Annotated in this window: 17 protein-coding genes; 6 read left to right on the plus strand and 11 right to left on the minus strand. The window is 70.0% G+C overall.

What is annotated here, in order from left to right:
- Nucleotides 1–106 precede the first annotated feature (106 nt).
- Nucleotides 107–1546, plus strand: a complete 1440-nt coding sequence (locus tag OED52_RS03530; RefSeq protein ID WP_264154566.1) for a bifunctional aminoglycoside phosphotransferase/ATP-binding protein — start codon at nucleotides 107–109, stop codon at nucleotides 1544–1546.
- A 75-nt stretch (nucleotides 1547–1621) separates the two neighbouring features.
- Here the strand turns inward: OED52_RS03530 and OED52_RS03535 are convergent, their stop codons facing one another.
- Nucleotides 1622–2515 carry a universal stress protein gene (locus tag OED52_RS03535; protein ID WP_264153314.1) on the minus strand — a complete coding sequence of 298 codons (894 nt, stop codon included), beginning with the start codon at nucleotides 2513–2515 and terminating at the stop codon, nucleotides 1622–1624.
- Nucleotides 2516–2607: 92 nt separating this feature from the next.
- Nucleotides 2608–4140, minus strand: a complete 1533-nt coding sequence (locus tag OED52_RS03540) for a CYTH and CHAD domain-containing protein (protein WP_264153315.1) — start codon at nucleotides 4138–4140, stop codon at nucleotides 2608–2610.
- A gap of 167 nt (nucleotides 4141–4307) precedes the next feature.
- Between OED52_RS03540 and OED52_RS03545 the strand changes: the two genes are divergently transcribed.
- Nucleotides 4308–4898, plus strand: a complete 591-nt coding sequence (locus OED52_RS03545; RefSeq protein ID WP_264153316.1) for a flavodoxin domain-containing protein — start codon at nucleotides 4308–4310, stop codon at nucleotides 4896–4898.
- 55 nt (nucleotides 4899–4953) lie between these two features.
- Here the strand turns inward: OED52_RS03545 and OED52_RS03550 are convergent, their stop codons facing one another.
- Together OED52_RS03550 and OED52_RS03555 are read right to left on the minus strand one after the other, a co-directional pair.
- Entirely contained in the window at nucleotides 4954–5460 is a 507-nt protein-coding gene (locus tag OED52_RS03550) for an SRPBCC family protein (protein WP_264153317.1), read from the minus strand.
- 28 nt (nucleotides 5461–5488) lie between these two features.
- The gene (locus OED52_RS03555; protein ID WP_264153318.1) at nucleotides 5489–6409 is read right to left on the minus strand and encodes a pseudouridine synthase; all 921 of its coding nucleotides are present in this window, start codon (nucleotides 6407–6409) and stop codon (nucleotides 5489–5491) included.
- 197 nt (nucleotides 6410–6606) lie between these two features.
- On the opposite strand from OED52_RS03555, the gene OED52_RS03560 reads away from it, so the two are divergent.
- Nucleotides 6607–7551, plus strand: coding sequence for an alpha/beta hydrolase (locus OED52_RS03560; protein WP_413247709.1), 945 nt, complete (start codon nucleotides 6607–6609; stop codon nucleotides 7549–7551).
- Nucleotides 7541–8407 carry an oxidoreductase gene (locus OED52_RS03565; RefSeq protein ID WP_264153320.1) on the plus strand — a complete coding sequence of 289 codons (867 nt, stop codon included), beginning with the start codon at nucleotides 7541–7543 and terminating at the stop codon, nucleotides 8405–8407. The genes OED52_RS03560 and OED52_RS03565 overlap by 11 nt, the downstream gene beginning before the upstream one ends.
- Before the next feature lie 83 nt (nucleotides 8408–8490).
- On the opposite strand, the gene OED52_RS03570 is transcribed toward OED52_RS03565, so the two are convergent.
- From OED52_RS03570 to OED52_RS03585, 4 genes are all read right to left on the minus strand, one after another.
- Nucleotides 8491–8925 (minus strand): GNAT family N-acetyltransferase, encoded by a 435-nt coding sequence (locus OED52_RS03570; RefSeq protein ID WP_264153321.1) that lies wholly within the window; start codon nucleotides 8923–8925, stop codon nucleotides 8491–8493.
- 21 nt (nucleotides 8926–8946) lie between these two features.
- Nucleotides 8947–9681, minus strand: a complete 735-nt coding sequence (locus OED52_RS03575) for an aspartate/glutamate racemase family protein (protein ID WP_264153322.1) — start codon at nucleotides 9679–9681, stop codon at nucleotides 8947–8949.
- A gap of 6 nt (nucleotides 9682–9687) precedes the next feature.
- Nucleotides 9688–11205, minus strand: a complete 1518-nt coding sequence (locus OED52_RS03580) for an NCS1 family nucleobase:cation symporter-1 (protein WP_264153323.1) — start codon at nucleotides 11203–11205, stop codon at nucleotides 9688–9690.
- Nucleotides 11206–11340: 135 nt separating this feature from the next.
- Complete coding sequence (locus OED52_RS03585; RefSeq protein ID WP_264153324.1) at nucleotides 11341–12087, minus strand: GntR family transcriptional regulator; 747 nt, start codon at nucleotides 12085–12087, stop codon at nucleotides 11341–11343.
- A gap of 207 nt (nucleotides 12088–12294) precedes the next feature.
- Between OED52_RS03585 and OED52_RS03590 the strand changes: the two genes are divergently transcribed.
- On the plus strand, nucleotides 12295–13182 hold the full coding sequence (locus OED52_RS03590) for an oxidoreductase (RefSeq protein ID WP_264153325.1): 888 nt from the start codon (nucleotides 12295–12297) through the stop codon (nucleotides 13180–13182).
- A 7-nt stretch (nucleotides 13183–13189) separates the two neighbouring features.
- On the opposite strand, the gene OED52_RS03595 is transcribed toward OED52_RS03590, so the two are convergent.
- The 3 genes from OED52_RS03595 to OED52_RS03605 all read right to left on the minus strand — a co-directional run bounded on the left by OED52_RS03595 (nucleotide 13190) and on the right by OED52_RS03605 (nucleotide 16474).
- A complete protein-coding gene (locus OED52_RS03595; RefSeq protein WP_264153326.1) occupies nucleotides 13190–15481 on the minus strand; it encodes a DEAD/DEAH box helicase in 2292 nt (763 codons plus the stop codon).
- A 109-nt stretch (nucleotides 15482–15590) separates the two neighbouring features.
- Nucleotides 15591–16013: an organic hydroperoxide resistance protein gene (locus tag OED52_RS03600; protein WP_264153327.1), complete on the minus strand. Its 423-nt coding sequence runs from the start codon at nucleotides 16011–16013 to the stop codon at nucleotides 15591–15593.
- Nucleotides 16010–16474 (minus strand): MarR family winged helix-turn-helix transcriptional regulator, encoded by a 465-nt coding sequence (locus OED52_RS03605; RefSeq protein ID WP_264153328.1) that lies wholly within the window; start codon nucleotides 16472–16474, stop codon nucleotides 16010–16012. Before OED52_RS03605 ends, OED52_RS03600 begins: the two co-directional genes overlap by 4 nt.
- Before the next feature lie 150 nt (nucleotides 16475–16624).
- Here OED52_RS03605 and OED52_RS03610 point away from each other — a divergent pair, with 150 nt between their 5' ends.
- Nucleotides 16625–19078 (plus strand): ATP-dependent Clp protease ATP-binding subunit, encoded by a 2454-nt coding sequence (locus OED52_RS03610; RefSeq protein ID WP_264153329.1) that lies wholly within the window; start codon nucleotides 16625–16627, stop codon nucleotides 19076–19078.
- Nucleotides 19079–19119: the final 41 nt, after the last annotated feature.

Below are 19119 nucleotides of genomic sequence, written 5' to 3' on the forward strand. Positions count from 1 at the left end.
GACAATGTGAGGGATGCACACGAGCCCGGGCGGCACGGACCCGGGAGCAGGGAGGAACCCAGTGGGCACAGGCACCGGAACCGGAACCGAGGGCGGATACGCCGGGATGAAGGAGACCCACTCGTCGGTGGTGTTCTTCGTGGGGAACCGCGTGCACAAGATGAAGAAGCCGATCGACCTGGGATTCCTCGACAACCGCAGCCGCGAGGCCCGGCAGCGGATCTGCCACCGTGAGGTCGAACTCAACCGCCGCCTCGCCCCGGACGTGTACCTGGGCGTCGCCGACCTGCACGGCCCGGACGGCGAGGTGTGCGAGCACTTCGTGGTGATGAAGCGCCTTCCCGACGAACGCCGGCTCGCCGCGGTGATCGCCCGGGGCGAGGACGTCTCGGCGACGATCGACGAGGTGGCCCGGAGGGTCGCGGAACTGCACGCCGCGTCGCCGCGTACCCCGGAGATCGACCGGTGCGCCACCGCCGAGTTCGTCGGTGGGCTGTGGACCGAGAGCCTGGACCACCTCGACCGTCTCGAGGTGGGGGCGCAGGTGGCACCGGCCTCGGCTCGGATCCGGGAGTCGGTGCGCCGCTTCGTCACCGGCTGCTCCACCCTGTTCGACGAACGCATCGCGGACGGGCGGGCGGTGGACGGTCACGGCGACCTGCTGGCCGACGACATCTTCTGCCTCGACGACGGCCCCCGCATCATCGACTGCCTCGAATTCAACGACGAATTCCGCTACGGCGACGCACTTCTCGACATCGCTTTTCTCGCCATGGATCTCGAACGCATCGGCGCCGAGGAGTATGCGCGCCGACTGCTGCGGACGTACACCGAGGTCTCCGGGGACCACCCGCCCGCCTCGCTGGTGCACCACTACATCGCCTACCGGGCGCTGGTGCGCGCCAAGGTGACCGCCGTGCGCCACGAACAGGGCGACGGTGCCGCCCGGGAGCAGGCACTGCGGTTCGTGGAGCGGATCGAGGACCATCTCGACCGAGGCCGGGTGCGGATGGTGCTCGTCGGGGGAGTCGCTGCGACCGGCAAGACCACACTGTCCCGCACCGTCGGAACACATCTCGCCGCCGAAGTGCTGCGCAGCGACGTGATCCGCAAGGAACTCGCCGGCCTGGCCCCCACCGACCGCACGGGCGACGGACTCGACGCCGGTCTGTATTCGCCGAGGCACTCCGAGACCACCTACGGTGAGTTGCTGCGCCGCGCCGACGAGACACTGGCCCGGGGTCGATCGGTGGTGCTGGACGCGACGTGGCTGTCCGCGCCGCGCCGCGACGCCGCCCGGAAGGTCGCCGAACGGCGGGGGAGCGAGGTCGTCGAGATCGAGTGCCGGGCCGACCGCGCCGTCCTGCTGGAACGCCTCGCCGCCCGGGCCGCGCGCGGCGACGACGCCTCGGACGCGACGCCCGCCGTACTCGAGGAACAGCTGCGGCGCCGTGATCCGTGGCCCGAGGCGGTCCCGTTGGACACCGCCGCCGAGGCCGTCGACGCCGCGTGGCTCGGCCGGGTTCTCGGCCCGGCGCCCTGGTGACCGCACCGGAGGGCACGAAGAGGGCCGCTCCCGTGGGAGCGGCCCCTCTTCATGTCGTGGGGATCGTCGCGAAGGTCAGGGCTTGCGGGCGATCAGCACCGGACAGGGCGCCTTGTGCAGCAGGTTCTGGCTCGTCGAACCGAGCAGGGCGGCCCGGAACTGACCGCGGCCGTGGCTGCCGACCACCACGAGCTGGGCGTCGTCGAGATGCGACAGCAGCACCTTCGCGGCCGGACCCCGGTCGATGATCCGCTCGACCTTCACCTCGGGGTACTGGTCACCCAGTCCGGCGAGGGTCTCGGCGAGCACCGCGGACTCGGAGGTGGCCACCGCGTCCCAGTCGACGAGCGCGGCCGTGGCACCCACGCCGAGCGCAGCATCGCCGACCCACGAGTGCACCGCCCGCAGCGGGACGTCCAAGGTCGAGGCGAGCTTGAAGGCGTGGCCCACGGCGGCAGCGGACAGCTCGCTGCCGTCCACGCCGACGACGATCGGCCGGTCGCTCGGCAGCGGGGCGTTCACATCGCCGCGCCAGACCGCCACGGGGCACGGCGCGTGGTTGGCGACCCGCAGGACCGTCGAACCGAGCAGGAAGTTCTCGAGCGCGCCCGCGCCGGTGGCGCCGAGCACCACGAGGCGGGCGTCCTCGGCGGCTTCGAGCAGGGACTTCGCGGCCGGTCCGGGGCCGATGAAGCTGTTGATCTCGAGGTCGGGATGATCGGCGCGGACCTTCTCCGTGGCGTCGGCGAGGAGCTTCTTGCCGTCCTCCTCGAGCTGCTGGACCATCTGGGACTGGATCAGCACCGCGGCTTCGCTGTAGAAGATGCCCTCGGGCGGGAGCGAGTGCACCAGGTGCAGGGGAGCCCCCAGACGCGAGGCGAGATCGCCGGCCCACCGCGCGGCGGCGACGGCCGTATCGGACCCGTCCACACCTGCGACGACGGCCTTGCGGGTGCTCGGTGTGCTCATCATCTCTCCTTGTCGTCAGCCCGGCGTCGTTGCCCCGACCAAGCTCATGGTGCCCGATCCAGGGATCGTCTGCCAGAGTCTTCGGACCCCCATCAGGACCACAGTCCCCGGGTGGCCCGCAGGGTCTTCTTCCACGCCCCGTCGAGTTGCCCGGCGAGTTGCTCGCCGATCCCGGCCTCGAGGTGGAACAGGATGCCGAGCCCGAAACTAGTCTCGGCGGTGTGGCCCTGCTCGGAGACCATGTCGAGAAGATGACCGCGCGCGACCACCGAATCCTGGAACTCGCCGAGCAGGTCCTGGAAGGCGTCGAACCGGTCGAGGATCCCTTCCACCTCGCCGGGGTGCAGCGGGGCGATCGCTTCGGTGGCGTAACGCAGTCGCTTCGCGCCCTTGCGGACGCGGTGGATCGCCTCGTCGCGCCGTGCGGGATCCGTTGCCGCACCGACCTTCGCGACCCGCCGGCCCACCTTCTCCGCCACCTTCTCGACGGCGCGTGTGAGGTCCTTCGACGCGACCTTCCGCGGCCCGGTTCCCTTGCCGGGGGTGGATTCGAGGCCCGCCACCGCGGCATCGAGACGCCGGAGCAGGTCGAGATACCGTGCGGAGTCCAGGGTGTCGAGGACTTCGGTCCGGGCGGCCTCCGAACGCGCCGAGAAGTACTCGTCGATGCGGGCGCGGGTGGCCTCCCGGTGTGCCTCGAGAGGGATCTGTTCGACCCGGCCGGCCAGTCGTTCCCACTGCACCTCCAGATCGCGGGATGCGCTGAGACGCCTTCCCAGCCAACGCAGTTCGTCCACGAGATCGTGGTCGGCGGGGATGCGCCCCGCGTAGGTCTGCAGGGCGCTGCGCAACCGTCGCGCGGCCTTGCGCATGCTGTGCACCGAGTCGGCCTCGTCGCGGCGCACGGCGACGTCGGCCAGTGCGAGCGTGCGCAACTCGCCTGCGAGATAGTCGTGTACGGCAGCGAGACCCTTGGGGAGCCGGGGCGTGCCGGGGACGAGGTCGCCCAGCGCGCGGTGCAACTTCGAGGGACTGTCGGCGCGGGTGATCCCCGCTGCCTCGAAACGCGACTCGACGGCCTCCAGGAAACGGGCCACCTTCTTGCCGCCGCGCTCCGGATTCCATTCGATCTCGATCTCGCGCCAGGTGATCTCGCCGGCGTCCGGACCCCGCACCGCGACGACGTCGTCCACGACGATCTCGGCGACGAGGTCGCCGTCGGCGGTGCGGAGGCGATGGCGCTCCCGGTTCGTCGTCAGCAGCGCGGCGAGGGTGAGCGGGGCATCCCTGCGGATCCCGCGCAGCAACCCGGCGAGTTCGTCCGGTACGTTCTCGGTGCCGGACCCGAGGGGGAAGTGCAGTTCCGTACGGGTGTCCTGTCCCGCGGGGAGTTTGAGGTGCCAGCCGGCGTCGTCGCCACCCTCCCTCCGGCGCAACGTGATCCCCGAACGCAGCAACCGCAGGTCGGCGGTGTCGTGGTACTGCGCGGACAGTTCGACGCGATCGACGTCGATCGTCTCCGTGCCCGGCAGGCCGCGCAGATCCGGGACGGGCCGGTCCGCGGAGGTGGCGTACTTGCGTTCGGATTCGTCCGCCGCGGTGGGAACCGATCCGGGTGACGGCATCGACGTTCTCCTGTTCGGTCGAGGGTTCCTCCACCATGCCACGCTGCCCGTTATGCCGTGAATCCTCTGTTACGTATCTGCCGATACCCGGCAAAGGGAACTTGTGCCCTGGCCAAGGGCTGCTCGTCCGGGTGATCATGGTTCGACGCGGGCAGCGGAGGATGGTCATGAGAGTTCTGGTTTCGGTGGCGAGCAAGCACGGGTCCACCGCGGAGATCGCCACGGCACTGGCGGCCGCCATGCGTCACCACGGGGCGCAGGTGGACGTGTGCCCACCGCACCGTGTCGACGACGTCGACGGCTACGACGTCGTGGTGCTCGGCAGCGCCGTCTACCGCGGACGGTGGCTGCGCACGGCTCGCGAGTTCGCCGAACGGTACGCATCGCCGCTGCGCGGGCGCGCCGTCTACCTCTTCTCGTCCGGGCCCGTCGTCCCCGGCGACCGTCCGGTGAACACGCCCTACGACGCGTGCGCCGTCGCCGAGCGCCTCGACGCCCGGGAGCACCGCACCTTCCCGGGCAAACTGGATCCGGCGGTGCTCAACACCGGTGAGCGGATGGTCGTGCGGATGGTCGGCGCACCTCCCGGGGACTTCCGCGACTGGGACGCCGTGGGGTCGTGGGGCGCGCACATCGTGGCGAGCACGACCGCCGGGCACGAGGAGTCCGGGCGCGAGGAGTCCGGGCGCGAGGAGTCCGGGCACGAGGAGTCCGAGGCGGCCGGGACGGCACCGGCACAGCAGAAGGCGGGCCGGTAGGGAACCACCGACCTGCCCCCGCTGTGCGGGATCGACCCGGGACGGCCGCTCGCCCTCAGCCCGCTTCGTGCTGGTAGTGCGCGGCCAGTTCGGCGGCGCGTTCCCAGGGGGACCAGTCGATCGGCCGGCCCTCGAGCTGGGCCTCCACCACCTCGAAGCCGGCGTGCCAGCCGGCGCCGTGCGCCAGGGCGTCCTCCTCGTCGTCGGTGGTGTGGGTGAGGGTGAGCCAGCAGCCGCCCGATCCGTCCGGGGTCAGTTCCCAGTGCAGGACATCGCTGTCCCAGAGGTACTCGAGCACGCGTCCCGGCTGTACCGTCAGCACGGTGCCGGTGGTGGTGTGTCCCTCGGGGAGGCCGAAGCGGCGGATCTGCTCCTCGGTGGTGCGGAACTCGAGTTCCGCACCCGGTTGCAGGGCTATCTCCACTTTCGCCGGGAACCATTGTCGGAGGCACTCCGGATCGGTGAGGACGCTCCACACCCTCTCCGGGGAATGGGGGAACGCACGTTCGAAGCGCAGGGCCACCCTCCCGTCGTAGGTACGCGAGATGCTGCCGATGTCCATGGGAACCTCCAAGACGTGAACCCGCTGGTCAGCGGGGTCCTGGTGTGCTGTCACTCCATGCTGCCAGGTTTCGTCGGCTCACGAAGCGAGTCCGCAGACCCGAGATGGGATCGTCGAACTCCACGGACCGGGCGAGAAGCTGCAACGGATTCGAATAATCCTGTGGCCCAACCTCGTACACCTTCGGATAGAAGTTGTCGCCGAGGAGGGGGATTCCCAGCGAGTTCATGTGCACGCGGAGCTGATGGGTCCGGCCGGTCTCCGGGCGCAATCGGTACCGGGCGAGGTCCCCGGCGGTGCCGAGGAGCTCGATGCGGGTCACGGCGTTGACGGGGCCCTCCACCTCGCGGGCCTGCAGCACCCCGCGTTCCTTGACGATGCGGCTGCGCACCTCGAGCGGGAAGGAGAGATGGGGCGCGGCGGGGGCCACGGCCTCGTACTCCTTCTCGACCAGCCGCCGGTCGAACAGCATCTGGTAGTCGCGCCGGGCCTCCTTCCGGACGGTGAACACCAGGACCCCGGCGGTGAGCCGGTCGAGCCGGTGCGCCGGCGACAGCTCCGGCAGGTCCAGTTCCCGCCGCAGGCGCACGAGTGCGGTCTCGGCCACCCACGAGCCGCGCGGCGTGGTCGCGAGGAAATGGGGTTTGTCGACCACGAGCAGGGTGTCGTCGCGATGGAGGATGTCGATCTCGAAGGGCACCCGGGTCTCGACCGGCGGGTCTCGGTAGAGATACACGAAGCCGCGCGGGAGGTAGGGCGTGGACGGGGAGATCACGGTTCCGTCGTGCATGACCACTTCGCCCCGTTCGACCTTTTCCGCGATGCGGACGGCGTCGTCCGGGAACCGGGCGAGGAGGAACTCCGAAACCGTATCCCAGCAGGCGTTCTCCGGGAGGCGGAGGCGCGTGGGATTGAGTCCGTCGCGGACGGGGAGCGGGGCGTCGGGCACGGCTCGTACGGTAGCCGCCGGTCCCGTGAAGCATTTCCCCGGCTTTTCACGATAACGATTGTGTGCAAGCCTTCAGGAGGTTTCCGTCACACGGATAACCTGGGGCGGAAGTGACGAATGATGTTCGAGTTGCAGGGGAGCATGGAGTGACGACGTCGGTACGAACCCGAACACGTCCGAGGGGGGCGCGCACTCTCGTGCGGCTGTTGGTGGCGGCACTGGTGCTGCCGCTGGCGCTGGTGTTCACCGGTCTCGGTGCGGGCACGGCGTCGGCCGATCCGTACAGCCGGCTGCGTGAGGACTGGGTTCCCGCGCCCGGCGGTGTCGGAGCGATCAAGGTACGCATCTGGCTGGCGAACAACGGCAGCAACAAGGCCGTCTATCTGCTCGACGGCCTGCGGGCCACCGACGACGTCAGTGGCTGGGAGCACGAGACCAACGCGGCCTGGCTGTCCGATCACGGCGTGAACGTGATCATGCCGGTGGGCGGGCAGTCCAGCTTCTATGCCGACTGGTACGCCCCGAGCAACTTCAACGGACAGCCCTACACCTACAAGTGGGAGTCCTTCCTCACGCAGAACCTGCCCGATCATCTGGCGCGCACCTACGGCATCGACCGCAGCAGCAACGCCGTGGTGGGTCTGTCGATGGGCGGCAACGCGGCGCTGATCCTCGCCGCCTACCACCGCGACCAGTTCCGGTTCGCCGGGTCGCTGTCGGGTTACCTGAACCTCTCCGCCCCGGGCATGCGGGAGGCCATCCGTCTCGCGATGCTCGACGCCGGTGGCTACAACGCCGACGCCATGTGGGGTCCGCCCTGGGATCCGGCCTGGCTGCGCCACGACCCGTTCGTCGCGGCCCCGCAGATGCGCGGTCTGCCGATGTGGATCTCCTCGGCCAGCGGCCTGCCCGGCCAGTACGACCGGCCCGACTCGCTGATCGGCAGCTTCAACACCGGCAGCGCCATGGGACTCGAGACCCTCGCCCGCGTGCAGAACCGCGCGTTCCAGATCCGCCTGCTGTCCCTGGGGATCGACACCGCGCACTTCTCGTACCCGATCGCCGGCACCCACTCGTGGGGTTACTGGCAGGACGAGTTGTGGGCGATGCTCCCGATGCTCAAGGCCTCCATTGGCGCCTGAGGCCACCACGCCGCTGAACGGCCACACCGTCGTCGTGACGGGAGCCACCAGTGGCGTGGGGGAAGCAACGGCACGTGCTCTCGGCGCCGCCGGAGCCCACGTCGTCCTCGCCGGACGCAACGTCGACAAGGGCCGCCGCATCGCGGAGGAGATCGGTCCACGGGCCGAGACGAAGGCCCTCGACCTCGCCGACCTGAAGTCCGTCCGCGCCTTCGCGGAGTCCTTCACGGACCGGCGGATCGACGTGCTCGTCAACAACGCCGGCGTCATGGCCGTCCCGCTGCGGCGTACCGCGGACGGGTTCGAGATGCAGATGGGCACGAACCATCTCGGGCACTTCGCCCTGACGGGTCTGCTCCTGCCGAGGATCACCGGGCGTGTCGTCACGGTGTCCAGTGCTGCGCACCTGATCGGCCGGCTCGACCTCGACGACCTGAACTGGGAGCAGCGCCGCTACAGCCGGGCCGCGGGCTACGCCCAGTCGAAGCTCGCGAACCTGCTGTTCAGTCTCGAACTGGAACGCCGGCTGGCTGCGGCCCGCTCACCGCTGCGGGCCGTCGCCGCCCATCCGGGCTACGCGGCGACCGAGGTGGGCAGCCACACCGGGACGTGGTTCGACCGGCTGTTCGGCTTCGGCAAGCGGATCCTGCAGCGCACCCCAGACCAGGGTGCGGAATCCGTCGTGCTCGCCGCCTCGGATCCGACCCTCTCGGGCGGATACGTCGGGCCCCGGTTCCTGCTGTACGGCCCGCCCGGCGTCGCCCGCGTGGGGCGCCGCGCCCGCGACCGCGAGACCGCGGCGCGGCTGTGGGAGCTGTCAGAGAAGCTCACCGGAGTGCACTTCGACATCCGCTGAGCGGATGTCGGTGGTGACGGACATCCGCTGAGCGGATGTCGGTCGCGGCAGGGATCCGCCGATACGGATCTCCGATGCGCCGGTCAGCGCGACCGGCGCATCGGCACGTGGTCGATACCGGCCTCGATGTAGTTCGGGCCGGTCCGCACGAAACCGAAACGGGCGTACCAGTTCTCCAGATGGGCCTGGGCGGAGATGTCGACGATGCCCGGGCAGGTCGCCAGCGCCGCCTCGAGCAGCTCACCGGCCAGGCCGCGTCCGCGGGTGTGGCGGGCCGTGGCGACGCGGCCGATGTGCGCGATGTCCTCGCTGTCGTGGAGCACCCGCAGGGTCGCGAGGACCTCGTCGCCCTCCTGCGTCCAGAACAGTTCCGTGGTCGGTTCGAGATCGCGGCCGTCGAGCTCCGGTTCGCAGGTGATGCCCTGCTCGTGGACGAACACGTCGGTGCGCAGCGCGACGATCCGGTAGAGGCTCTCGGGGTCGATCTTCCTCAGCGGTGCGTGATGAACGGACGGCACCCGTCCGATCCTAGGGGGAGCTCACCCCTCTGTGGTGAACCCTTCGAGCAGACCCGAATACCGCTTCGGCGGGGGCGGGGCGAACTCGCCGCGCTTTCCGGTCGCCAGGCCCATCGTCACCATCGACTGCACGGTCAGTGTCGCGGCCGCGACCCCGTCGACCACCGGCACGCCGATCTCGGCGGAGATCTGCGCACACAGATCGGCCATGCCGGCGCAGCCGAGGACGATCACGTCGGAGCCGTCCGCGTACAGCGCGTCGAGGCACGCCTCGGTGACGATCTTGCGGGCGTCGGGGTCGTTGTCGAGGGCCAGCACCGGCAGGTCGCAGGCGTGCACGCCCCGGCATGCGTCGCGCATGCCGTAGCGGTGGGCCAGCTCCCAGGCGCGGCCCGTCGTGCGGGCCAGGGTGGTGACGACGGAGAAGCTGCGGCCCAGCATGCTCGCGGTGTGCATCGCCGCCTCGGCGATCCCCACCACCGGTCCGCTCGCGACCTCGCGGGCTGCGTCCAGCCCCGGATCTCCGAAGCACGCGATCACGTAGCCGTCGGCGCCCTCGCGTTCTCCCTTCGCGATCTCGGTGAGGATGCCCGGGACGGCGAGCGACTCGTCGTAGTGGCTCTCGATGGACGGTGGTCCCATCGACGGGCTGACCGCCTCGACACGTGTGCCCGGGCCGGCGACGGCCCGGGCACACGCCTCGATCGTGGCGGTCATCGACCACGTGGTGTTCGGGTTGACGACCTTGACGAACATGGAGGATCAGGCTGCTTCCTGTGCGACGGGATCGGGGAGACGGACCGCGAGGCGCGTACGCGTCGCGAGCACGAAGTAGGTGAGGAATCCGAGACCGCACCCGATGAACCAGCTGTACTGGGCAGCGGTGTGCATGCCGGGGGCGTTGTTGAACAGCACCGGGACCACCGCCACGGCGGCACCGACGACCGTTGCGATCACCGCGGCGGGGTTGTATCCCTTGCGGTACCAGTAGGTGCCCTTCTCCGACATGGTGAACAGGTCGTCGACGATCACCTTCTGCTTGCGCACCAGGTAGTAGTCGGCGATGAGGATGCCGAACAGCGGGCCGATGAACGCGCCGAGCGTCTCGAGCGTGTAGTGGATGACGTCGGGGTTGTTGTACAGATTCCACGGAGTGATGAGCACCGAACCGACGGCCGCGATCATGCCGCCCATCCGCCAGCTGATCCGCTGCGGGCTGACGTTGGAGAAGTCGAAGGCGGGCGAGATGAAGTTGGCGACGATGTTGATGCCGATGGTGGCGATCGCGAAGGTCAGCGCGCCGAGGACGATGGCGAAGGTGGAGTCGATGCGGGCGACCGTCTCGACCGGATCGGTGATCAGCTCACCGTAGACCGGCATGGTCAGCGAGGCGGTGACCACGACGAGCAGGGAGAACACCAGGAAGTTGACGGGCAGCCCGAGGAAGTTGCCCTGCTTCACCGCCGCGTACGTCCGTCCGTAGCGGGAGAAGTCGCCGAAGTTGAGCATGGGGCCGGAGAAGTACGACACGACCAGCGCGATGGCGCCGAGCATGACGGGCACCGAGGCCCAGCCGGTGTGGGTGACGGCACCGAGGTTCAGGTCGATCGCGCCCCAGCCGGCCTTCGAGATCAGGTAGCCGCACAGCAGGAACATCACGACGTAGACGGCGGGACCGCAGAAGTCGATGAAGCGCCGGATCGACTCCATGCCGCGCCAGAAGACACAGGCCTGCAGCACCCACAGGGTCAGGAAGCTGACCCAGCCGAGCGCGGACAGCCCGGCGAAACCGTAGTCCTCGACCACCGCGTAGGGAGCGAGCGAGGGGAACAGCTTGATCAGGACGACGTCCAGGGCCGCGGAGGCGAGGAAGGTCTGGATCCCGTACCAGGCCACCGCGATCAGGCCGCGGATGATCGCCGGGATGTTCGCGCCCAGGACACCGAACACGCTGCGGCAGATCACCGGATAGGGGACACCCGTGACCTGGCTCGGCTTCGCGACGAGATTGCAGAAGAAGTAGACGATGGTGATGCCCACGAGCAGGGCCACGAGCACCTGCCAGCTCGCCAGGCCCAGCGCGAACAGGCTGCCGGCCGTGACGTATCCGCCGACGCTGTGCACGTCGGACATCCAGAACGCGAAGATGTTGTACGACCCCCACCGCTGGTTCTTCAGCGGGGCGAGGTCCTCGTTGGTCAGTCGCGGGTCGTACGCGGCTGCGGCCGGAGGTGGTGCGACGGGGACGCTACCGGCGCTCGGTGTCAGCACTTCGGTCATGCCTGCTCCTGTGCGAAGGGGAGCCGCCCGGATCCCGTGGGAGGAGAGGGGCGGAATCGAATCGATCGACGGAAGATCAACGGCGATGGTGAATTCCGATGCATCGAACGCTATCGGGGCGATATTGCCGGAGAGTTACCCGAACTGTATATCTTCCGGCCGGAGCGGGTCGTCCTCGTCGGCGGCCAACAATCCCGCCTCGACGGAGAGACCGGCGATGGCCTCGTCGAGCCGCCGGTTGTGGTGTTCGGACGCCGCGAGCAGCGCCTCGGTGTCGCGCGCGAGGAAGGCCTCGAGCATGACCTCGTGCTCGTGGTGCAACTCGGCCCGTTCGGCGTCGCCGACGTGCACCATGGGCTGGACCGGCTCGGTCATGTTCCAGGTGTAGTCGAGCATGTGCAGCAGACGGTGCATCCGCGACGGCCGGGTCAACGCCATGTGGAAGGTGCGGCTCTCCCGATGGTAAGTGAGCGAATCACATTCGAGCACCGCCTTTTCGAGGATCGCGTGGGTCTCGCGGACCCGCCGGTCGTCCTCCTCGGTGGCGTTGCGCACCGCCGCGGCGAGCGACGCGGACTCGAGTGTCTCGCGGACGAGATAGAGCTCGCGCAGTTCCGCGGCGGTCAGCTGGGCCACGGTGTACCCGTGGTTGCGGCGATGCGAGACCAGGCCCTCGCCGATGAGGGTCTTGAGCGCCTCGCGCACGGGGATGCGGCTCACGCCGAACAGTTCGGCGATGTCCCCGACGGGGATCGGGGTGCCCGGTGGGGCGGCCCCGGAGAGGAAGGCACGCCGGAGCTCGTCGAGGATCGCGTCCTGCGGTCGTCCCGGCGCGTCCACGCGGAGCCGGTCGAGCAGGATCGATCTGCGACGTGGCGGCACGCTCGCGCTCCTTTCCGTCCGTATGGGTCCCGGCTGTGGGGACCTCGCGACGTGGGGACCTCGCGCAGGTCACCCTGCCGACCTCGCGACGGTAGGGCGGCGATGTTACGTCCACGTCTCGGGTGCGTGACGGCGCGGAGTCGCGCATGACGGGCAATCCGGACAAGGCCTGTCGCGATGGCGCGGACGACCGTAGGGTGTCGAGACATGGGGTGGACTACGAAGGATGTTCCGGACCTCACGGGTCGCACCGCCGTGGTGACGGGGGCGAACAGCGGACTCGGCGCCGAGACGGCACGCGCCCTGGCCCGCGCCGGTGCCACCGTCGTCCTCGCCTGTCGCGACGTCGCGAAGGGGCGGACCGTCGCCGGCGAACTCGGCGACCGGGCGCAGGTGCGCGCACTCGACCTCGCCGATCTGGCGTCCGTGCGGGCCTTCGCGGAGGGCGTGCGCGCCGAGCACGAACGCATCGACGTGCTCGTCAACAACGCCGGGGTCATGGCGGTACCACTGCGCCGCACCGCCGACGGGTTCGAGATGCAGATCGGCACCAACCATTTCGGGCACTTCGCGCTCACCGCGTTGCTGCTCGACCGCATCACCGATCGGGTGGTCACGGTCAGCAGTGCGATGCACCGCATCGGGAGGATCGATCTCGACGACATCGACTGGGAACGCCGACGCTACGAGCGGTGGCTCGCCTACGGGCAGTCCAAGCTGGCGAACCTGCTCTTCGCGTACGAACTGCACCGGCGCCTCACCGCCGCAGGGTCGGACGTGAAATCCCTTGCTGCGCACCCAGGTTTCTCGTCGACCAATCTGCAGTACCGCAGTGAGGCGTGGTACGGGAAGATCATGGAGCTCACCACACCGTTCCTCGGCCAGCCGCCGGATCAGGGTGCCCTGCCGTCGCTGTACGCCGCGACCGCGCCGGAGGCCGAATCGGGCGCCTTCTACGGCCCCGACGGGCCGTTCGAAATGCGCGGACACCCGAAGCGGGTGCAGTCCTCGGCCCGGTCGCGCGATCCGGAACTCGCCCGCCGGCTGTGGGAACTGTCCGAGCAGCTGTGCGGGGTGAGCTTCCCCGTCTCCTGAGCCCGGATCAGGTGGGGGAGAAGGACACCGGCGGCAGCGCGTCGCGCCGGCACAGCCCGGTCTGGTCGACGAGATCGAGGGTGCGCAGATAACGGCGGACCAGATCGCCCGCCGACAGCCCGCCCTCGGACGCGACCCGCAGGGCTGCGGCGAGCCCGTCACCCCGCGCCCAGCGGTGGATCGCGGCGACCGCCACGGGATCCGGATCGGGACTCACCCGCAGGCCGTGGTGCTCCTCCCGTGCGGCCAGCTCGCTCCACAACCGCATCGTGGCGCGCAGCGCCTCGTCGATGGCGGGGCTGGTGCGGCCCGGCACCCCAGGGGTGCGGCGCCGGCTCTCCCCGAGTGCGCTCGAGGCGACGGCGGCGAGTTCGGCCGGGTCGAGACCCGACCACGCGCCGGTCCGCACGCACTCGGCGACGAGAAGGTCGTTGGTGCAGTAGATCCGGCCCAGACGCCGACCGTCGTCGGTGACGTGGACGGACTCCCCGTAGGGGTCGAGCAGCACGTAGCCGCGCTCGTCGAGCAGCGCCAGGGTGCGGTCGAGGGTCTCCACCAGACGGCCGGTCGCCGCGGTGATCCGGTCGCGCATCCGTTCGGTGTCCTCGTGTACGGCCGCGCGTCGCGCCGCGACGGCGAGCAGCCGGTCGCGGTCACCGCGGCGGTGCGCCGGATGCGACCGCACGGCCCGCGCCAGCGCGGTGACGGTCCCGGCGTCCGCGCCGCGTCGCGCCGCCGCGAGCCGTTCGCACAGCTGCCGGTACTCGGTGAAACCCTCCACCTCGGTGAGTTCGGCGTCGAGATCGCGCAGCAGGGCGGTGTTGGCGCGGACCGCGTCGTCGAGGGCGGCCACCGACCGTTCGGCCTGGAACTGGGCGAAGGAACGGTGCAGGAGCGCTCGGGCCCCGGCGATCCCGCGCCTGGAGACCAGGTTGATCGCGGTGTTGTAGCCGACGCGCAGGGAACTGTGCAGCGGATAGGAACGCGCCCCGGCGAGCCCGGCCACCGTCGCGGGAGCCGACTCGGGGGTCCACAGCACCACGGCGTGTCCCTCGTCGTCGATGCCGCGGCGACCCGCGCGGCCCGTGAGCTGGGTGTACTCCCCGGGGGTGAGGCGCACAGGCCCGTCGGCGGTGGGTTTGACGAGACGTTCGAGCACCACGGTGCGGGCGGGCATGTTCACGCCGACGGCGAGGGTCTCGGTGGCGAACACGACCCGCACCAGTCCCCGGGCGAACAGTTCCTCGACGGCGTGCCGGAAGGCAGGGACCAGGCCGGCGTGGTGGGCGGCGAAACCGCGCTCGAGACCGTCGAGCCATTCGGTGTGCCCGATCGCGTCGAGGTCGGCGGGCGGCAGTGCGGCCGTGTGACGTTCGGCGATCGCGCGGATCGCGGCGGTGTCGGCGGCCTCGGTGAGCCGCACCGACGCGTGGAGGCATTCGGCGACGGCCTCGTCGCATCCCTTGCGGCTGAACCGGAACCAGATGGCGGGCAGCAGCTGTTCGGCCTCGAGGCGGGTGACGGTGCCGGGCAGGTCGCCGGCCCCGGACGTCTCGGCGCCGCGCCGGCGTCGCCGTCGCCGGGTGGACGGTCCGGGGGCGGCTTCGACCAGCTGGCGGTGCGCGATGTACCGGTCGAGGGTCTCGTCGACCCGGCCGGAGGGGGAGAGCAGGTCGAACAGGCGGCCACCGGCGAGCATGTGCTGGGTGAGGGGGACCGGGCGGGTCTCCTCGACGACGATCGCGAGATCACCGCGGAGCCCGCGCAGCCACCCGCCGAACTCTTCGGCGTTGCTCACCGTCGCCGACAGGCTCGTCAGCCGCACGTCGCCGGGCAGCGACAGGATGGTCTCCTCCCACACCGCGCCGCGCTCGCGGTCGGCGAGATAGTGGACCTCGTCCATCACGACGTGGGTCAGCCCGTCCAGGAGCGGGGACCGGCCGTGCAGCATGCTGCGGAGCACCTCGGTGGTCATGACCACGACGGGTGCGTGGGAGTCGAGGGAGACGTCGCCGGTGAGCAGCCCGACCCGGTCGTCGCCGAAGCGGCGGGACAGGTCGAGATACTTCTGGTTGCTCAGCGCCTTGACGGGGGTGGTGTAGAAGCAGCGTCCGCCCGCCCCGAGCGCGAGATACGCCGCGAACTCGCCGACGACGGTCTTCCCGGCGCCGGTGGGGGCGCAGACCAGCACGTCGCGGTCGTCCTCGAGTGCGCGGCAGGCCTGCGACTGGAAGTCGTCGAGGGAGAAACCGAGTTCGGTCGAGAACGTTGAGAGCTGCGACCGGTCCTGCGTGCGCACGTGTCCACGCTACGGGGTGGCGCGGACACGTGCGCAGACGGCGTGTTCCTCGAGGACTCGATCCTCGGTGAGGTTCGGAGGACTCGGTCCTCGGTGGAACTTCGAGGACTCAGTCCTCGGTGACCTCGAGGGTGACGTCGATGTTGCCGCGGGTGGCGTTGGAATACGGGCACACCTGATGGGCCTTCTCGGTCAGCTCGAGGGCCTTCTCACGGGGGAGGTCGGGCAGCGTCACCTCGAGGGTGACGGCGAGACCGAACCCGCCGCCGTCGGTCGGGCCGATGCCGACGCGGGCGCCGACCGCGGAGTCGGAGACGTCGGCCTTCTCCTGACGGGCGACCAGCTGCAGCGCGGAGTGGAAGCAGGCGGCGTAGCCCGCGGCGAACAGCTGCTCGGGATTGGTGCCCTTGCCACTGCCGCCCATCTCCACCGGCAGGGCCAGGTCGAGGTCGAGCTTTCCGTCGCTGGTGCGGGCATGGCCGTCGCGGCCGGCTCCGGTGGCGAGTGCTTCGGCGGTGTAGAGGATCTTCACGGTGTCCTGCCTTTCGTGGGGGTGTCGCCGGGTGCGTCCTGCAGCGCGGCGGTCAGGCGATGGAGCATGTCGCGCAGCGCGACCAGTTCGTCGAGGTCGAACCGACTGGCCTGCGCCACACAGCCGGGGATGTCCTCGGCCTCTGCCCGGAGTGCTCGGCCGGCCTCGGTGAGATGGACGACGACGCGGCGTTCGTCGGTCCGTTGCCGCCGGCGTTCGACGTAGCCGGCGGCTTCGAGGCGTTTGAGCAGTGGGGAGAGTGTGCCGGTGTCCAGGTCGAGAGCCGTGCACAGATCGTGCACGCCGCGTCCGTCGCGTTCCCACAGGGCCAGGAGCACCAGGTACTGCGGGTAGGTGATGCCCAACCGGTCGAGCAGGGTCCGGTAGAGCGCGGTGGTGGCGCGCGACGCGCGGTAGAGCGCGAAGCACACCTGCTGATCGAGATCGAGATGGGACGGCACGGAAATCAAAGTAGCGCACAGTTTTGTTGCGCACAATATAAATGCCCACCGCCTATCAGGTGATCCACATCACTCGGGACCGGGAATTGACCGCGGGGTCGGCACGTTAGTTGAGTGAGAAAGACTCAACCTGGAGAGGGAGGCTTCGGAATGCCGGCATTCTTCGGGCCTGGTGGCCCTGGCCGAATCGACATCACGCGTTTCATGAGCCGTGGGACCCAGGACCTGCTGGCCCGCGCGGCGCAACACGCCACCGAGCGCGGCGATGCCGAACTCGACGCACTGCACGTCCTGCGCGCGATGGCGGAGCAGGATCCGGTCCGCACGGTCATGCAGCGGGCCGGTGCCGACCCCGCCGCGGTGATCGCGGCGGTCGAGCAGGGTCTGCCCGCGGGCCGTAGCGGCGAAACGGTCGCCGCACCCGCGCTGACCGGCGCCATGCGCACCGCGCTGCTCGAGGCGCACCAGCTGTCGCGGGCGCTCGGATCCACCTACATCGATCCCGAGCACCTGTTCTTCGCCCTGGCCGCGGACCAGACCCGCGCCCCCGGGCGGCTGCTCGCGTCCCTCGGCGTCACCCCGCAGTCGCTGCAGACGGCGCTGCAGCCCGTGCCCGCGGTCGCCGAGCAGACGGAATCGTCGACCCCGATGCTCGACAAGTTCGGCATCGACCTGACCGAACGCGCCCGCACCGGCGGAATCGACCCGGTGATCGGGCGGGCCGAGGAGATCGAACAGACCGTCGAGATCCTGTCGCGCCGCACCAAGAACAACCCCGTCCTCGTGGGCGAGGCCGGTGTCGGCAAGACCGCGATCGTCGAGGGCCTCGCACAGCGCATCGTCGACGGCGACGTCCCCGACGTCCTGAAGGACAAGCGCATCGTCCAGCTCGACCTCACCGGCATGGTCGCCGGCACCCGCTACCGCGGGGACTTCGAGGAGCGGCTCACCACCGTCCTCGACGAGATCACCGCGCAGGACGGGCAGCTGGTCGTCTTCGTCGACGAGATCCACACGGTCGTCGGGGCCGGTGCGGGCAACGACGGCGCCATGGACGCGGCGAACATCCTCAAGCCGAAACTGGCGCGCGGCGAACTGCACGTCGTGGGTGCGACGACCCTCGACGAGTACCGCAAACACATCGAGAAGGACCCGGCGCTCGAGCGGCGCTTCCAGCCCGTCACCGTCGGGGAACCGCAACGGGACGACGCCGTCGCCATCCTGCGCGGACTCGCCGACCGGTACGCCGAGTTCCACGGTGTCCGTTACTCGGACGCCGCGCTCGAGGCAGCCGTCGACCTGTCGATGCGGTACCTGCCCGACCGGCACCTGCCGGACAAGGCGATCGACCTCGTCGACCAGGCCGGTGCCCGGCTGCGGCTGCGGACCCCGCGTGCGGACGTCGCACAGCTGCAGGCGCAGCTCGCCGAGTGCGAGGAGCAGAAGGACCGCGCGGTCGCCGAGGAGCGCTACGAGGATGCCTCGCGTCTGCGCGACGAGATCGTGCGGCTGCAGGAACGCATCGAGAAGGGCGCCGACGGGGCGGGGGAGACCCCGACCGTCGAACCGGACCTGATCGCCGAGATCGTCTCGCGGGCCACCGGAATCCCGGCCACGCAGATGACCCGGGTCGAGAAGGAACGGCTGCGCACCCTCGAGGACGAGCTGCACCGGCGCGTCGTCGGCCAGGACGAGGCGGTCCACGCGGTGGCCCGCGCCGTCCGGCGCAGCCGCTCCGGCATGGGCGACCCGAGCCGGCCGGTGGGCAGCTTCCTGTTCCTCGGCCCGACCGGTGTCGGTAAGACCGAACTCGCGAAGGCGTTGGCGGAGGCGCTGTTCGGCGACGAACGGACCCTGCTGCGCGTCGACATGAGCGAGTTCGGCGAACGGCACACCGTCAGCCGGCTCGTCGGCGCCCCTCCGGGTTACGTCGGTTACGGCGAGGCCGGTCAGCTCACCGAACAGGTGCGCCGGCATCCCTACTCGGTGGTGCTGCTCGACGAGATCGAGAAGGCACATCCGGACGTCTTCGACACGCTGCTGCAGGTCCTCGACGACGGTCGCCTGACCGACGGTGAGGGACGCACGGTGGACTTCACCAACACCGTCGTCATCATGACCAGCAACATCGGGTCCGACATCGTCTCGAGCAAGGGCGGGGCACTCGGCTTCACCACCGGTGACGCCGAGGCCGACGAGAAGCCGCTGCGCGACCGGGTGATGAGCCGGCTGCGCGAGTCCATGCGGCCGGAGTTCCTCAACCGCATCGACGAGATCGTGATGTTCCGCAAGCTGGACGACGACCAGCTGCACCGCATCACCGACCTCATGCTCGACGACAGCCGGAAGCGGTTGCGGGCGCAGGGGATCGATATCGAGTTCACCCCCGAGGCGGTGGACTGGATCGCCCGCCACGGGCATCAGCCCGAGTTCGGTGCCCGGCCGCTGCGCCGGTCGATCGCCCGCGTGGTCGACGACCGGATCGCGGACATGCTGCTCGACGACCGGATCGCCGAGGGCGACCGGATCCTGGTCGACGTCCGCGACGCCGAACTGGAGATGCAGGTGACCCGCGACGCCGAACCGGCGCTGCAGACGCACTGATCCCCCGCAACCGCACCGGTTCCCGGAACCGACCGGAGGGG

This window comes from Rhodococcus sp. Z13 (genome assembly GCF_025837095.1).
Taxonomy (GTDB): Bacteria; Actinomycetota; Actinomycetes; order Mycobacteriales; family Mycobacteriaceae; genus Rhodococcus; species Rhodococcus sacchari.

Excerpts from the sequence above, each read along its gene's own strand:
- OED52_RS03575 (WP_264153322.1), bottom strand. The coding sequence starts at position 9,681 with ATGTTCGTCAAGGTCGTCAACCCGAACACCACGTGGTCGATGACCGCC.
- OED52_RS03590 (WP_264153325.1), top strand. The coding sequence starts at position 12,295 with ATGGGGTGGACTACGAAGGATGTTCCGGACCTCACGGGTCGCACCGCC.
- OED52_RS03550 (WP_264153317.1), bottom strand. The coding sequence starts at position 5,460 with ATGGACATCGGCAGCATCTCGCGTACCTACGACGGGAGGGTGGCCCTG.
- OED52_RS03545 (WP_264153316.1), top strand. The coding sequence starts at position 4,308 with ATGAGAGTTCTGGTTTCGGTGGCGAGCAAGCACGGGTCCACCGCGGAG.
- OED52_RS03530 (WP_264154566.1), top strand. The coding sequence starts at position 107 with ATGAAGGAGACCCACTCGTCGGTGGTGTTCTTCGTGGGGAACCGCGTG.
- OED52_RS03535 (WP_264153314.1), bottom strand. The coding sequence starts at position 2,515 with ATGAGCACACCGAGCACCCGCAAGGCCGTCGTCGCAGGTGTGGACGGG.
- OED52_RS03580 (WP_264153323.1), bottom strand. The coding sequence starts at position 11,205 with ATGACCGAAGTGCTGACACCGAGCGCCGGTAGCGTCCCCGTCGCACCA.
- OED52_RS03610 (WP_264153329.1), top strand. The coding sequence starts at position 16,625 with ATGCCGGCATTCTTCGGGCCTGGTGGCCCTGGCCGAATCGACATCACG.
- OED52_RS03540 (WP_264153315.1), bottom strand. The coding sequence starts at position 4,140 with ATGCCGTCACCCGGATCGGTTCCCACCGCGGCGGACGAATCCGAACGC.